Origin of the sequence: Planococcus maritimus (assembly GCF_001592825.1) — a bacterium.
In the GTDB taxonomy this organism is placed as follows: domain Bacteria; phylum Bacillota; class Bacilli; order Bacillales_A; family Planococcaceae; genus Planococcus; species Planococcus maritimus_C.
The window spans coordinates 41,111-56,664 of the sequence record NZ_LTZG01000032.1 but is presented as its reverse complement, the minus strand read 5'-3'; the positions used below and the strand labels follow the sequence as shown (position 1 = coordinate 56,664).

The 15,554-nt window shown below is 48.4% G+C and carries 13 protein-coding genes; 11 read left to right on the top strand and 2 right to left on the bottom strand.

The annotated features are described in order from the left end of the window. Positions 1-24: 24 nt before the first annotated feature. Positions 25-1,674: a serine hydrolase gene (locus tag AY633_RS16475; protein WP_145915681.1), complete on the top strand. Its 1,650-nt coding sequence runs from the start codon at positions 25-27 to the stop codon at positions 1,672-1,674. A gap of 1,130 nt (positions 1,675-2,804) precedes the next feature. On the opposite strand, the gene AY633_RS12535 is transcribed toward AY633_RS16475, so the two are convergent. Next, entirely contained in the window at positions 2,805-3,005 is a 201-nt protein-coding gene (locus AY633_RS12535) for a cold-shock protein (protein ID WP_058381906.1), read from the bottom strand. A gap of 214 nt (positions 3,006-3,219) precedes the next feature. Here AY633_RS12535 and AY633_RS12530 point away from each other — a divergent pair, with 214 nt between their 5' ends. The 9 genes from AY633_RS12530 (at position 3,220) to AY633_RS12490 (ending at position 13,285) form a co-directional block, all read left to right on the top strand. Then, positions 3,220-3,741, top strand: a complete 522-nt coding sequence (locus tag AY633_RS12530; RefSeq protein WP_068488643.1) for a P-loop NTPase family protein — start codon at positions 3,220-3,222, stop codon at positions 3,739-3,741. A gap of 152 nt (positions 3,742-3,893) precedes the next feature. Next, a complete protein-coding gene (locus tag AY633_RS12525) occupies positions 3,894-4,550 on the top strand; it encodes a hypothetical protein (protein WP_068488842.1) in 657 nt (218 codons plus the stop codon). A 105-nt stretch (positions 4,551-4,655) separates the two neighbouring features. Beyond that, positions 4,656-6,155 carry a UDP-N-acetylmuramoyl-L-alanyl-D-glutamate--2,6-diaminopimelate ligase gene (locus AY633_RS12520; RefSeq protein ID WP_068488642.1) on the top strand — a complete coding sequence of 500 codons (1,500 nt, stop codon included), beginning with the start codon at positions 4,656-4,658 and terminating at the stop codon, positions 6,153-6,155. 80 nt (positions 6,156-6,235) lie between these two features. Next, positions 6,236-7,618, top strand: coding sequence for a class II fumarate hydratase (gene fumC / locus AY633_RS12515; RefSeq protein ID WP_068488641.1), 1,383 nt, complete (start codon positions 6,236-6,238; stop codon positions 7,616-7,618). A 258-nt stretch (positions 7,619-7,876) separates the two neighbouring features. Next, complete coding sequence (locus AY633_RS12510; protein WP_068488640.1) at positions 7,877-8,539, top strand: Dph6-related ATP pyrophosphatase; 663 nt, start codon at positions 7,877-7,879, stop codon at positions 8,537-8,539. A 6-nt stretch (positions 8,540-8,545) separates the two neighbouring features. Further along, complete coding sequence (locus AY633_RS12505) at positions 8,546-9,541, top strand: GNAT family N-acetyltransferase (RefSeq protein ID WP_068488639.1); 996 nt, start codon at positions 8,546-8,548, stop codon at positions 9,539-9,541. 188 nt (positions 9,542-9,729) lie between these two features. Then, positions 9,730-11,307: a BCCT family transporter gene (locus AY633_RS12500; RefSeq protein WP_068488638.1), complete on the top strand. Its 1,578-nt coding sequence runs from the start codon at positions 9,730-9,732 to the stop codon at positions 11,305-11,307. 235 nt (positions 11,308-11,542) lie between these two features. After that, complete coding sequence (locus tag AY633_RS12495) at positions 11,543-11,962, top strand: universal stress protein (RefSeq protein WP_068488637.1); 420 nt, start codon at positions 11,543-11,545, stop codon at positions 11,960-11,962. Positions 11,963-12,019: 57 nt separating this feature from the next. Then, positions 12,020-13,285: an MFS transporter gene (locus tag AY633_RS12490; RefSeq protein ID WP_068488636.1), complete on the top strand. Its 1,266-nt coding sequence runs from the start codon at positions 12,020-12,022 to the stop codon at positions 13,283-13,285. Between the two features lie 25 nt (positions 13,286-13,310). On the opposite strand, the gene AY633_RS12485 is transcribed toward AY633_RS12490, so the two are convergent. After that, positions 13,311-13,853: a recombinase family protein gene (locus AY633_RS12485; protein WP_068488635.1), complete on the bottom strand. Its 543-nt coding sequence runs from the start codon at positions 13,851-13,853 to the stop codon at positions 13,311-13,313. Between the two features lie 176 nt (positions 13,854-14,029). On the opposite strand from AY633_RS12485, the gene AY633_RS12480 reads away from it, so the two are divergent. Then, positions 14,030-15,490 carry a SulP family inorganic anion transporter gene (locus AY633_RS12480; protein ID WP_068488634.1) on the top strand — a complete coding sequence of 487 codons (1,461 nt, stop codon included), beginning with the start codon at positions 14,030-14,032 and terminating at the stop codon, positions 15,488-15,490. Positions 15,491-15,554: the final 64 nt, after the last annotated feature.

Here is a 15,554-nt window from a genome sequence, read left to right as displayed (position 1 = left end):
TATGCTGAAAAGAGAGGTGAGGACATGTTCAAGAAAGTCATACTGTACACAAATCGTTTGGATGAAATGAAGGGGTTTTACGAATACCAACTGGGGTTCCGGATCGTGGAAGAAAACGAAGAAAGCTTTGCGCTATCGATTGGTTCGTCGGTTTTGGAGTTCCGTGCTTCAGAGCGGGCGGCATTCTATCATTACGCAATCAACATTCCTGGCAACCAGTTTAGCCTGGCGAAGTTTTGGGCGCGTGCTCGAGTCGAGTTAAATCGCCAGGAAGGGATGGACGAAATTTATTATGCGAATTTCAATTCCGACGCCTTTTATTTCGAAGACCCTGCTGGGAATATCATTGAGTTTATCGGCCGACGCCACGTCGATATCATGGATGACTTTACAGTCGATTCGCTGCTCGATATCAGTGAAGTCGGCATCACGACACCGCATGTTCAGCAGGTAGGTGAAGCAATGGAGGCAATGGAAATTCCTGTTCGCGGCAATAAAGGAATTGAGCCAGAAACTTTGAATTTCCTAGGCAAAGACCCGCATTTTTTCGTGCTGGTACCGCCGAAACGGGTATGGTACTTTTCTAAGCGAAAAAGCGAAACACATCCACTGGCGATTGAACTGGCAGATGGACGAACGGTTGAGATCGACGAAGAAGGGCATATGGTTCAAAAGCAAGCCAATAATCCGGTGTCTGACTTAATGGAATCCAGCGCATTTTCGGGAACTGCCCAGATGGCCGGTGATGAAAATTGGTCGCTTGCCAAAGGCTTCGCCAACCGAGTGGACGAACGGCCAATTGCTGTCGACAGCCGCTTTGGAATGGCATCCGGCAGTAAAATATTTACCGCTATTGCCGTCTTGCAATTAGTGGAACAGGGAAAACTCGAGCTATCGGCCAGTTTATCAGCGCTATTGCCGAAAACCTTTCCGAATTTTCATGCCACAGTTCACCAGCTATTGTGCCATACATCCGGGCTTCCCGATTACTTTGACGAAGAAGCACAGGATGATTTTGAACAATTATGGCAAGACATTCCGATGTACCGGATGCAGACGCCAGCTGACTTTGTACCATTGTTCCGCGACTTGCCGCCTGTAGAAGAACCCGGTGCGCGTTTTCACTACAACAATGCCGGCTATATTGCGCTAGGATTGGTCATCGAGCAAGTGACTGGCGAAGAGTTCGCCGATTATGTCGAGCGGGAAGTACTGGCGAAAGCGGGCATGTCGGAATCGGGCTATTTCCGCCTCGACCGCTTGCCGAAAAACACAGCCTATGGCTATATCGATGAAGGAGATTCGTGGCGTACGAACCAATACGCCATTCCTATTCGCGGGGGCGCGGACGGGGGCGCATTCGTTACAGCGGGGGATATGGCGAAGTTTTGGAACCGGTTAATGGACGGCACTTTACTAACTGAAGAAACAACAAACCAACTCCTGGCGGTTCAGGCACAACAAGGCGAAGCGGCTTATGGTTATGGTGTGTGGATTGATCAGCAAGAAGAGGGAATCGTGAAGTATCACATCATGGGATATGACCCTGGTGTTAATATCCATTCGGGTTATTATCCTAAGCACAAATCTATCGTTACGGTATTGTCAAATGCCGCAGAGGGCGCGTATGATATAGTGAAAGTCATTGAACGCGAGAAAAAACTGAGAGGGTGAGTCGATGGACGGAAAAAAACTGGCCATGAGCGTAGTGGTCGGAACGCTCCTGTTGGTCGCGATCATTTTCCTGGTCTTCCAATTATATTTTATCCTGAATTAAAAAAAGCTGCCCAATGGCAGCTTTTTTTCAGGCTGTAAAAAACTCAGGAAATCGTATTTTCCGAAGCTTATCGCTCGCTTTCCGTGGGCTCGCGCCCAAGCCTCCTCAGCCGCTTTGCGTCTTGCGGGGTCTCGGTCGTCTCGCTGATCCACTGGAGTCGAGCAAACGCTTCTCCAAATACTTAGAGAGCACATTGATTGTTATCTGTGAAAAAAAGTAGCCTCTTTCGTACTTGATAACCAACTATGGACTTCTTCACCACTCTGAAAAAAAAACTGCCATTGGGCAGTTTTTTTCTTTTACACTCCGTCTCTAGTTTTAGAGTGGCGGATAATTTCTCCGACCATACAATATAAAATGTGAAGGAGCTCCAGTCTGGATAGCTCATGTCTCTTCTAATCTGCCAACAATAATTCTTTGCTCAAACACTTCATGATTAGATGCCTTATCTCAGGAAGCGATTCCCCCGCTAGCTGGCAACTCAGTAAAGAAGCAAATTTCATTAAACTTGAAGTTATCAGCGGAATTTCTTAGCCGCCGAGCGCAAAGGGATGAGCCGACGCCATAAGACAGGTGTTCTTTCTGGCTTATGGCAAAAGGCCAACCCAAAGCACGGCGGCGACGGCTAAGGCGACGATCTCACCATTAATCAAATCATTTTCGCAAGCAAGTTCTCGCTATCTCATTTCAACTATTACCCAAGAAGCGATTCCCCCACTAGCCGGCAACTACCTAAAAAAGCAGAGCTAGTTAAACTGGCATTCCCCAATGAAATCTCAAAGCCGCCAAGCGTAAAGGGGTGAGCCGACGCCATAAGACAGGTGTTCTTTCTGGCTTATGGCAAAAGGCCAACCCAAAGCACGGCGGCGACTACTAAGGCGATGATCACATCAATACCCCAAAACATTTCCGCAAGCAAGCTCTCGCTAGCTCGATTTACAGAACTCGCTCCGTGGCATGCAAGTATTTTTAGACAATAAAAAATGGACTCTTCCGAAGAAGAGTCCATTGAAAGGTTAAGGGTTAATTAAGCTTTTGATACGTTAGTAGCTTGAAGACCGCGTTGGCCTTGCTCGATGTCAAAAGTAACTTCTTGACCTTCGTCAAGAGTTTTGAATCCTTCGCTTTGGATAGCTGAGAAGTGTACGAATACGTCGTCTCCGCCTTCGCGCTCGATGAAGCCGAATCCTTTTTCTGAGTTAAACCATTTTACTTTACCTTGTTCCATGTGTGTTTCCTCCTCGTATGCTAATGCATACATTGTATTACTATCCTTGCTCAAATCCTTCAGATAAAATCTGATACTTAATGAAAAGCCATCGAACAAAAATAATTCTTCCTTAGAATAGCACGGTACTCTCCAGAATGCAAGGGTTAAGTTCGGTTGGTTCTTTTTCCCGCCATTCGTTATAGTTAAATGAAAAGGGAATGGAGGGGCAGCGATGCAGCGAATTATGGTGATCGGAGTGTCGGCAGGAGTTGGCAAATCAAGGTTTGCTAGACGTTTAGGGGAAGCGGCGGATTTGCCGGTGCATCATTTGGATGCATATTTCTGGAAGCCGGGATGGATCGAGGCAGAAGAAAAAGAATTTCAGCGTAAGCAGCAGGAACTGACTGATGGTAGCCAGTGGATGATCGAAGGAAATTATAACAGCACGGCTCATATCCGTTTAACTTCTTGCGATACACTTATCCAATTGCAGCTTCCATTGTGGCATTGTTTATGGCGTGTACTCAAAAGGCGCATTCAATACCGCAAACAGGTACGGCCGGATATGGCACCAGGATGTCCTGAAAAAATCGATCGTGAATTTTTAAAGTTCATCGTGACGACTTATCACAGCCGGCAAAAATCCCAGCGGCATTTAATAGAAGAATTCAGTACCGCATTTCCTGAAAAACAAGTGTATGTTCTTCGCGGCCAAAAAGAAGTCGACTCTTTTATAGCCTTAGCTAGTAAATAGTTTTAATTTTACAGTCAATTGAAAAAGTTTAAAGACGACGGATATCGAACATGATATTCTGATAGTACGAAAGAGATGAGGGGGAATGGGCTTTGAAAGACCATCTATATGAAGGGACACTGACCAATGTGCGTTTGCACAAGCAGGTGCCCATGTATATGAAGCGCCTGTACCTGGAAGATTTGGCTGAAATCGAACGGGTTCAGCAATTGGTCATCGACTCGCTGTCAGAGAAAAATACATTGCAGCCATTGTCGACCGAAGAATTTTTGTTTATCTTGAATCACAATGGGCTACTTGTTGGCGCATATGTGGAATCGGAGCTGGTAGCTTTTCGTGCCTTGCTCGTTCCAGAAATCGATGCGGAACATTTGGGGCGTGACATCGGGCTCGAAGAAGATGATCTTGGCAACGTGATCTATCAAGAGATTTCAGCAGTGGTTCCTGATTATCGCGGAAATCGGCTTCAGCAGAAGTTGGCCGAAGTGGTCATGAAAGAATTGCATAAGTTGGAGAAGAAATACCGCTACGTGGCCTGTACGGTCGCGCCGATGAATATTCCAAGTTTGAAGGACAAATTCACTCAGAAAATGTACATTGCGGCTTTGAAACAAAAGTACGATGGATTGGAACGTTACATTCTGGTGAAAGATCTTGAACAGCCCAATGCTGCTTACGGCAATTCAATTGCGGTATCGATTGACGATCTGAAAAAACAGAAAGAATTACTAAATGAAGGATATGTTGGAATCGGTTTCCAAATGGTCAAGGGCTTTCACGCGCTGCAATTTGCCAAACCTCTTAGTTGATCGGTAATTTTTTAAAAAAAGCGGCTCGAATTGTGGAAGACACCGGCGCTTTCCTGTAAAATTATCAGAAATTCACATAAATTTATCTTTAAGAGGAGTTACGATATGAAGTTGCAATTTGCACGAATTCCCGGGGTACACATATTAAAATCATTCGGGCCAGAGTCAGCGGACATTCAGGCGATTGTCTACAACTCTTCTTCGGCACGGAATGGTTCTGCATTTTTCTGCGTCATTGGAGAGAATACAGACGGACATCTATACATAGAGCCTGCGATCGAAAATGGGGCGCAGGCGATCATCGGCTCCAATGAAGAAATCTTGGCCCAGCAAGCTAAGCGCCATCCAACGATCAGTTTTTTGCTGGTGGCGGATGTTCGGAACGCACTTGCACACACGGCAGATTTCTTTTTCAGCTCGCCGCAGAACGATTTGTTTAAAATCGGCGTAACGGGAACGAACGGCAAGACTACTACGGCTACGTATGCCCGCAATTTGTTCAACTTGCTGGGCACGCCTTGTGGGTTTATCGGCACGACAGGTGTCGAAACGGCTCAAGGCAAAGTGCCATTTGAAAAGAGCACGCCAACAACGCCAATCGCCTCGGACATCCACCAGATTTTCTCGATGCTAGTGGAGGCGGACACCGAGGCGGTCGCCATGGAAGTGTCTTCGACTGCGCTCGATCAGCAACGCGTGGAAGGCATTACGTTCGATGTGGCGATTCATACCAATTTATCCGAGGAGCACCTCGAATACCATAAAACTTTTGAACATTACCGCGAGTCGAAGTTGAAATTATTCGAACGTGCGAAAGCGGCAGTCGTTAATCTCGATGATCCGGGCCTTAGTGAAGGTATTTTGGCGATGGCGGATTATCCGGTGCTGAGCTATAGCCACAATGCGGCTAGCGGTGCAGACCTCGTATGGGGGAATTACAGTGCCTCTGCGGAAGGCATGCGTTTTGAGCTGAATTATAAAGGCGACAACCGAATAGTCGAAGCGCCATTATATGGCGATTACAATGCCGCGAATTTGACGGCAGCAATCGGAACGGCCTTGCATGCAGGGCATTCGATCGACCAAATCATTGCCGTCTTGCCGAACATGCCCCAAGTGGAAGGGCGCTTTCAAGTCATCCGTGGGCCTGAGGAACGAACAATTATCCTTGATTATGCCCATACGCCAGTGGCCATCGATGCGGTCTTGACCGAAGCCCGTAAATTGCCCCATCGCCGGTTGATCGCTCTCATTGCCGGCATCGGTATTCGAGATTTCGCGAAGATGCCAAAAATGGCTAAAGCGTCTGAAGGAAAAGCGGATGTCTTGGTCGTAACGGTCGACCACCCAGGCTTTAACGATCCGGAAGATGTGGTCTCTGAAGTGATCAAAGGCTTTAGCGTGCCGTATCTGCAAAAAGTGTTGAGAGCCCCTACACGCAAGCAGGCAGTGGAAAAAGCATTGGAAGAAAGCGGGCCACAAGATATCGTCTTGCTTTCAAGTGGCTGCATCAACGGAGCCCAAATCATTAAAGGGGAATATATCCCGCATTCTGATGAAGCGATAATCGAAGCGTTCTTCTCGAGCAAAACCGGGGAATTTTAGCGGCGAGGGTCGCTTTTTTCGCGTGGAATGTGTTTAATAGAAGAGAAGCTAGATCAAGAATAAGAATTGGAGTGAATGGAATGCAGTATCGTACAGAAAAAGACACGATCGGTGAAATTCAAGTTGAAGCTGACAAAATGTGGGGCGCGCAAACACAGCGCAGCGTCCAAAACTTTGCCATCGGAACAGAACGTATGCCCCATGAAGTGGTCATGGCATTTGCTCAATTGAAAAAAGCGACAGCGAAAGCGAACCATAAGCTCGGCAAGATGTCCGACGCGAAGATGCAAGCGATCGAAACGGCTGCCAACGAAGTTATTGCGGGCAAATGGAACGAGCATTTCCCGCTCGTCGTCTGGCAAACAGGGAGCGGCACACAGTCCAATATGAACATGAACGAAGTATTGGCGCGTCGCGGAAACGAAATTTTGGCGGAACAGGGATCGGATGAAAAACTTCACCCGAACGATGACGTCAATATGTCTCAAAGCTCGAACGATACATACCCGACGGCAATGCACGTTGCGGGCGTTCTAGCAGTTACAGAGCAATTGATCCCAGCGGTCCAGAAGTTGAAAGCGACATTGGATGAAAAAGCGAAGAAATTCGACGAGGTCATCAAAATCGGCCGTACGCATTTGCAGGACGCTACACCGCTCACATTAGGCCAGGAAATCAGCGGCTGGCGCCATATGTTGGTGAAAAGTGAGCGCATGATCAAAGAAAGCGTTGAGCATATGCGCGAACTGGCAATCGGCGGAACAGCTGTCGGCACGGGTATCAACGCAGACCCGAAATTCGGTGGCTATGTGGCGGAATTCATCGCAGAAGCAGTGGGCACGGAATTCACTTCAGCGGAAAACAAATTCCATGCACTGACAAGCCACGATGAAATGGTGTATGTGCACGGTGCGGTGAAAGCACTTGCTGCGGATGCAATGAAGATCGCAAACGACGTACGCTGGCTTGCAAGCGGCCCGCGCAGCGGCATCGGCGAGATCACGATTCCAGCGAATGAGCCAGGCAGCTCGATCATGCCAGGGAAAGTTAACCCGACGCAAAGTGAAGCCTTGACGATGGTATCAGCCCAGGTCATGGGCAACGATGCAGCGATCGGCTTTGCGGCAAGCCAAGGGAATTTTGAACTCAATGTCTTCAAACCAGTCATTGCCTATAACTTCTTGCAATCGGTTCGCTTGCTGACGGATTCACTCATTTCCTTCAACGACAATTGTGCGATTGGTATTGAAGCGAATTTGGATGTCATCGAAAATCACGTGAAAAACTCGTTGATGCTCGTGACCTCCCTAAACCCGCATATCGGCTACGAAAAAGCGGCAGCCATTGCCAAGCAAGCACATAACGAAGGCACGACATTAAAAGAGTCAGCAGTCAAGAGCGGTCATTTAACGGCGGAGCAATTCGACGAATGGGTGCGCCCGGAGAATATGGTAGGAAAATAATGCAGACAGCCGGGGATGTTCCGGCTGTTTTTTTATGCGACAAGGAGTTTGGCGGTAGGAAATAGAAGTAGAGGGAACGAGAGTGATGAAATCGCTCCAGGCGGACGCTTTCTGCGGGCATGGCTTGAGCCTCCTCGGTCGCTATGCTCCCTGTGGGGTCTCTCAAGACTCATGCTATTCCCGCAGGAGTCGGCGCCTTCTACTCTTTCATCAAGACTATTAATAGCAAGATAAAAGAAATTACAGAAGAGGTGCAGTATGCAAAAACCATTTATCACATCATGGAGCGGCGGCAAGGACTCCGCTTTGGCCTATTACCGGGCGGTGCAGCAAGGACATGTGCCGATCGCGTTGTTTACCATGTTTGAAGAAGACGGGGAACGGTCGAAATCCCACGGGCTGAAACAGCAGATTTTAGAAGCACAAGTGGAGCGGATGGGCTTGCCTTTGGTGATCGGTAAAGCCGACTGGTCCGGTTACGAAGAGGAATTTGTCCATCACTTGCAGAATTTTAAAGAACAAGGCATCGAACTGGGTGTCTATGGCGATATTGACTTGCAGGAACATTTGGAGTGGGTGGAAAAAGTCAGTGACAAGGCAGGACTTGAAGTTTTGCATCCACTCTGGCAAGAAGCCCGCCGGTCACTATTGGAAGAGCTGATCGAAGAAGAGTTTAAAGCCGTGATTACGGTGGTTGATACTGCGCGTGTCGGAGAGGAATTTCTCGGACGCGTCTTCACCCGGGAATTGATCGAAGAATTGGAAGCGCTTGGCATTGATGCCTGCGGAGAAGAAGGGGAATTCCATACGACATTGGTAGATGGCCCGATTTTTGTCGAACCGTTGCCAGTAGAGCTCGGAACCATTGTGCATAACGGCCAGTACGCGATGCTTGAGGTGAAACTTCAAACAGAGGAGTGATGGAATATGATCCAGATCATCAGTGTTGAAGAAAAGCATATCCGCCAAATGTCGGCATTGCTGTCAAAACGCCAGGCGCGGGAGCGAAAGATTTTCCCATACTTGCCGGATAAATTTGAGGAAATTGACGAGGCGGAAGTGGTTATTCGTAAATTGCTCGAGCGGCCTTATGTCGGCGGCGTGGTTGCCGTCCGGGGCATCGATGTCATCGGATACTTGATTTATGAGTTTAAGGAGGAAGCGCATCGTGGGCGGTACGTTTGGATGGATTATGAATCGATGGCTATCAGTGAGCATGAACATCCGCGTCTGTTGCGCTTATTGTATGCAGATGCCGGAACAGAGTGGATCAAGCATGGCTATTTCCATCATGTGCTGATGGCGTCACTCGGAGACGAAATGGTATTCGAGCAATGGATTGATCAAGGATTCGCCTTCGAGCAGAAATACGCCATCCTGTCGCTGGATGATTACGAACCTAAAGACGGGACCTTGCCTGAACTCGAGTTCCGCCGCGGCACGAAAGCGGATGCGCCTCTATTGAAAAAGATGGCAGTATGGAATAGCATTCACCAGGCCGCTGCTCCGTCCTGGCATCCCATCACAAGAGAGGCGATGGAAAACGTCCAGGAGAGTTATATGGCGCTGACAGAAGATGAAGAAGCTTATCTATGGCTTGTGGAACAAGGTGCACAAGCGGCCGGCTTCCATGTATATTTTCGTAAAGAAGACCCGTTCAGTTTGGTGACACCCGAAAATTGCGTAGAATTGCCCGCGGCTTCCACCAACCCGGATATGCGCGGCCGCGGCATCGGCCGCGCGCTGGCAAACCACTGCTTCAGTGAGTTGAAGAAAGAAGGTTATGATTATATTTTTGCGGATTGGCATACGCCCAACCAAATGGCTTCTTATTTCTGGCCGCGGATGGGTTTTCAGCCTGTCATGGTAAGAATGTCGCGTCAAATCGATCCGCGCATTTCATGGGCGCATGGACAGGACTAAGAGCAAGCATCGCTTTGCTTGCTCATGAAATTTAGCTTCGTTATACTCGGAGGCGTGTTGGAAACTACGCTATTTCCCGGGCTTTCCCTGAAAAAACTACAACTCTCTGTAGTTTTTTCTTTTTTTGGGTTATAACAAGTAATCCAAAGGGAAGGGAAGAAGGGAATTATATAATTGAGGGGGATTCGATGAAAAAGAAAGGCTTGATCGATTACCGGATTTTTCTTCCGGCTTTGATCATTATCATCGCAATCAGCGTTCCACTCGCGCTTTATGAAAGCCGTTCACTGGAATTGCTGAATGGGATTTTTACGACAATTGTGGAAGTGTTTAGCTGGGGCTATCTCTGGTACGGCATTATATTAGTTGGGGCTGCGTTGTATTTTTCGTATTCCAAATACGGCGATATCGTTCTCGGCGACCCGGCAGAAAAACCACGTTTGACTTTGTTTGAGTATGCTTCTATTTTAATCGCGATGGGACTCGGTTCGACGATTATGCGCACCGGTATGCTGCAATGGACATCGGTTGCGAACAACCCACCCGCCGGCATGGAGGCAGGTTCGCCGGAATCGATCCTAATGGGCAACGCTTACAGCATGTTCTTGTGGGGCTTTCAAGTATTTGCGATTTTCGTCATGATCGCCCCGGCGATGGCTTATACATTACACGTCAAGAAAAAACCGATGATGCGCATGTCCGAAGCGGCACGTCCGGTATTTGGCGACAAATTGACCGATGGCTGGGCAGGGCGATTGCTCGATGTCTTGTTCTTGCTCAGCATCCTGACAGGCGCGGCGGTCACGCTTGGCCTGGGTGCGCCGATCATCACATACAACCTGTCCGCTTTACTGAACATTGACGTAACGTTCGTGTTGACGCTCATCGTCACGCTTGTCTGGGTAGCGTTGTTTTCCGTCAGTGCCTATCTGGGTGTGGAAAAAGGCATCAAGCGGCTCAGTACCTTCAATATCTATTTAGCAGGCGCCTTTACCGTCTTTATTTTATTGGCAGGGCCAGGCGTCTTTATCTTGAATTACTTCTCGGACAGTATCGCATCGCTGTTCACCAATTACTTGAGTTTTTCACTCAATACCGACTCGGTCTACGAAGGAGCGGCGTCGCATGTGCAAAGCAATACGGTATTCTGGTTTGCTTATAGCGCCACATGGGCGATGCTGCATTCAGTCTTTGCGGCCCGCATCTCGAGAGGCCGTACCATCCGCGAGATGATCATGACCTATCTACTAGCACCGACCTTGCTATCTTGGATTGCAACAGGCGTTCTCGGTGGCCTCGGCGTTCATCGCTACTTGACAGGGGAATTGCCGATTTTGGATATGGTGAAGGACAACCGGATGGGGGCGATCCCTGAGATACTTGGGACCTTGCCGCTTGGCGGACTCGCGATCGTCGTCTTCATCATCGTCGCGCTGATTTTCCTGACGACGACACTCGATTCAACGACTTATACGATTGCGGCCTATACGAGCACACTCGATATGAGTAAAAATGAACCGCCGAAAATTTTGCGCATTCTCGTGGCTGGCATCATCACCGTCATTTCGCTGGTGCTCATGAGAATCGGCGGCTTGGCACCACTAGAAGTCGTTTCTGGCTTGATGGGCTTGCCAATCATTTTTATCACCTTCCTGATGATTTATTCAGCGAAAAAAATGATGGACCAAGACCGTGCCTGGCTTACGAATGTGCGGGACAAAGAAACGCCATTGAAACGGTCAAAGCAGAAAACGAAAAGCGAATAAGTGTTCAGCTTACCTGGGCGTCCGGCTTTTATCGTGTCGAACGAAAGCCGGGCGCTTTTATGTAGCGAAAACCATCAATCACTCCTTCTAACAAGGAAATTCTGGACAAATTTGGTTGTAGCGTGGAAGATAAAGATAACGTCATCGGTTCGAATGCTGAAAGTGAGAAACCGATCGGCTAATTGGCGATTTTCAAAAGTGTAAATGACCGACTCATTAAAAGGAGTGTTGAAAAATGTACAAGAAAATTCTACTTGCTGTGGACGGTTCTGACCATTCAGTCCGCGCGGCTAAAGAAGCCGTGAAAATTGCAAAAGGGTCTGATGATTCACAGGTCACCATCGTTTTTGTAGCAGATCACGACAACGCAAAAAACGAAGTACTTCACAGCGGCAGTTCCGCGGAGCTCGATTTCCAGCGACGCAAGAAATTGCAACCGGTCGAAGAAGCGATCGCATCGGAGAAAATCAAATACCGCATCGAAATCTTACATGGGACGCCGGGCCCGGCGATTGTCGAATTCGCTAACGAAGAAGCGTTCGACATGCTCGTAATTGGCAGCCGGGGCTTGAATTCCCTGCAGGAAATGGTGCTTGGCAGCGTTAGCCACAAAGTAGTCAAGCGCGCGAACTGCCCGGTATTGATCGTCAAATAAGAAAAAGGGCTCCCGGGTGGAGCCCTTTTTGCTGTAGCAGGCAGGGAGGAGAACAAAGTGAAACAAAATGCGCCAATACATACGCCATTTTATTATGGCTGGGTCATCGTCGCGATTTCGGCGTTATCGTATTTCTTTTCGGGACCTGGCCAAACTTTTTCCAATGCTATTTTCATTGATTATTATATCGAGGAGTTCGGATGGAGCCGTTCGACGGTGTCGGGAATTTATTCTGCGGCTACCTTGCTCGCTGGTTTCCTGATCTTCATGGTCGGCAGGCTGTTCGATAGTCAGGGAGCGCGGAAGATGGCGGTGATCATCTCCAGCTTGCTGGGGCTTGCTTGTTTGTTTAATGGCTTGATCGCCAATACCTTCATGCTGTTTGTTGGTTTCTTTTTCATCCGTTTGCTCGGACAAGGATCCATGTCACTTACGCCAAAGTCATTGGTCCCTCAATGGTTTATCGTCAAAAGAGGGCGTGCACTCAGCTTGGCTGCACTTGGAGCGATGGTCGGTTCTGCGGTTTTTCCGCTGTTCAATGTATGGTTGATTGAAACGGTTGGTTGGCGCATGGCGTGGATGTTGCTTGGTGCGTTTGTAGTGGTCATTTTCACGCCACTCGCGCTTTTGCTGATCCGCAACAAGCCGGAAGACATCGGCTTGCGTCCAGACGGGGAAGTGATTCCTGAAGGGGAAACGGCAGAAAAAAGCTTGTCAGCCGATATCAGTTGGACCGTGAAAGAAGCGCAAAAAACACGCGCTTTCTGGTTGCTGCTGTTTTGTGTCGCAACACCAGCCCTGGTGAACACAGGCATCACGTTCCATTTGGTGTCGATTTTCTCGCAGCAATCATTGACACCCGAAGCGGCAGCGACCGTGCTCAGCTTGATGGCGGTCGTTGGGTTTCCGATCACGTTCTTGGCCGGCTATTTATTAGATAAAATCGAAGTGCGCTGGATGCTGGTCGCATTATTTGCTGGGGAGATCCTGTTCATCTTGCTGCTCCAGCAAGCGACCGTTCTGTCGTTAGCGATCCTGTTTGGCGTTGTATGGGGAGTCGTGTCTGGAATTGAGCGGGTTACCTTAAGCATTGTCTGGCCCAATTACTACGGCCGGCAGTATATCGGCAGCATCAGCGGCATCGCTATGGCGGTCATGGTCATCGGTTCGGCTCTAGGCCCATTGCCGTTTGGCTTGTTTTACGATTTTCTCGGCGGGTATGACGAAGCCTTGAGCTTTCTCCTCATTATCCCGGCCATGGCAATCGTCGCATCCATCCTAGCAAAACCGCCTGTAAAAGAAGAGTTGAAAACAGAGCAATAAAAAAGAGCGCCTCAGCGCTCTTTTTTCAGTTCTCCAAATAACGATACAAAGTAGACTTGCTAATGCCGGTCTGTTCTTTGATTTCCGCTAGGCTATGTGATTTGCTTTTATACATCTCGATTGCTTTTTTGACATTGGCATCGGGTTTGCGCGGACGCCCAGCGTGCATGCCTTTTTGTTTGGCTTCCGTTAAGCCGGCTTTAGTCTTGGCGCTGATGGAGTCGCTTTGGAAGTCGGCAATCGCTTTTGTGATTTCCAAAAAAGAAAACGAAGTTCCTCTCGTAGTATCGATCTGTTCTTCAACGGCATAAAGAAAGGCAGCCTTGTCTTCCAACGCTTCCACCAGATCGACTAAATGCCTTGTCGAATCCGCCAACACGTGAAGTTTCATGACGATGATGTGGTCGCCAGGCTTCGTGGCTGTTAACATTCTATCGAGTTCATCCCGGAGCTTTGGGGAACTGTGGGACTCTATATAAATTGCCTCGCAGCCGAACTCTTCAAAAAGGGCCTGCTGCTTGTGGCAGTCTAAATCTTCTTCAATGGCTCTTGCGTAACCGATTCGCACGTAAAAAAACCCCTCGCTGTACAAAGTGAATACATTATAACATATTAATTTTTAATAAAAACGGCCCAAAAAGGTTCCATTAATGGAGCGTCGGTGCTAAACTGTTTTCATTGTGAAAAAATAAGATTTCCGGTTAAGAGGAAGTTTGCAAATAACCAATAGAGGAGCACGACCAAGTGAAACAAAGTCTTAAAACCCAATGGTTTGGGAATATCCGCGGGGACATCCTATCGGGGATCCTCGTAGCCATCGCGCTTATCCCAGAAGCCATTGCCTTCTCGATCATTGCGGGGGTTGATCCCATGGTCGGTTTGTATGCTTCCTTCAGCATCGCCGTTATCATTGCCTTTGTCGGTGGCCGCCCAGGCATGATCTCGGCCGCGACTGGGGCGATGGCGTTATTGATGGTGCCGCTCGTCCGTGACTACGGCCTGGAATATTTGCTTGCCGCCACGATTTTGACAGGAGTTATCCAATTGTTGTTTGGTGTCTTTAAAGTCGCGAAAGTGATGAAATTTATCCCGCGCGCTGTCATGATTGGCTTTGTCAACGCATTGGCCATCTTGATCTTCATGGCACAAGTGCCGCATTTTATCGGCATCAATACGATGACTTACGTTTTTGTCGCCATTACACTTGCGATTATTTACATCGTACCGCGTTTTTTCAAAGCTATCCCGGCACCGCTTATTGCGCTGGTCGTCTTGACTGCCGTAACGATCTACTCCGGTTTCGATTTGCGTACCGTCGGTGATCTGGGGACAATCAGCCAGACGCTGCCGAGTTTCCTGTTGCCGGATGTACCGTTTAACTTAGAAACCTTATCGATTATTTTCCCTTATTCGCTAGCACTGGCGATTGTCGGATTGCTTGAATCGCTGCTGACGGCGAATATCGTCGATGACATGACCGACACAACAAGCGACAAAAACAAAGAAGCCAGAGGGCAAGGCATCGCCAATTTCGTTACCGGCTTCTTTGGCGGGATGGCAGGCTGCGCGATGATCGGGCAATCGGTCATTAACGTCAAATCTGGCGGGCGAGGACGTTTGTCGGCACTTGTTGCCGGGACATTCCTGATGTTTTTGATCATCGTCCTTGGCAATGTAGTCGTACAGATTCCGATGCCGGTCCTTGTCGGCATCATGATTATGGTATCGATCGGAACGTTTGACTGGGCTTCTTTCACTTATTTGAAAAAAGCGCCGAAAACCGATTCGATCGTCATGGTCGCCACTGTCGCCATCGTCGTCTATACACATGATTTATCAATCGGTGTATTGGCTGGCGTCTTGCTCAGTGCCGTCTTCTTCGTTTCGAAAATTTCCAAGATCAAAGTGGAAAAGCGTCTGCTCGATGCCACGCAATACCGTGTGGAAGGGCAATTGTTCTTCGCTTCGGTTGAGGATTTTCTGGAAAAATTCGATTTTGATGTCGAACGCGAGAAAGTGATCATCGATTTTACGGATGCCCATATTTGGGACGATTCCGGAGTCGGTGCCGTCGACCGGGTCGTATTGAAGTTCCGGGAAAACGCCAATGAAGTGGAAGTGACGGGCTTAGATGCCGGAAGCCAGAAGCTGATTGATCAATTGGCGATTTTCCAAAGTTCGAGTGCGAAATTGCCGACACATTAATAACAGATTGAAAACGCCCACCCTCGCTATCAGGGGTGGGCGTTTTTGTGTTTCAGATCGTTCC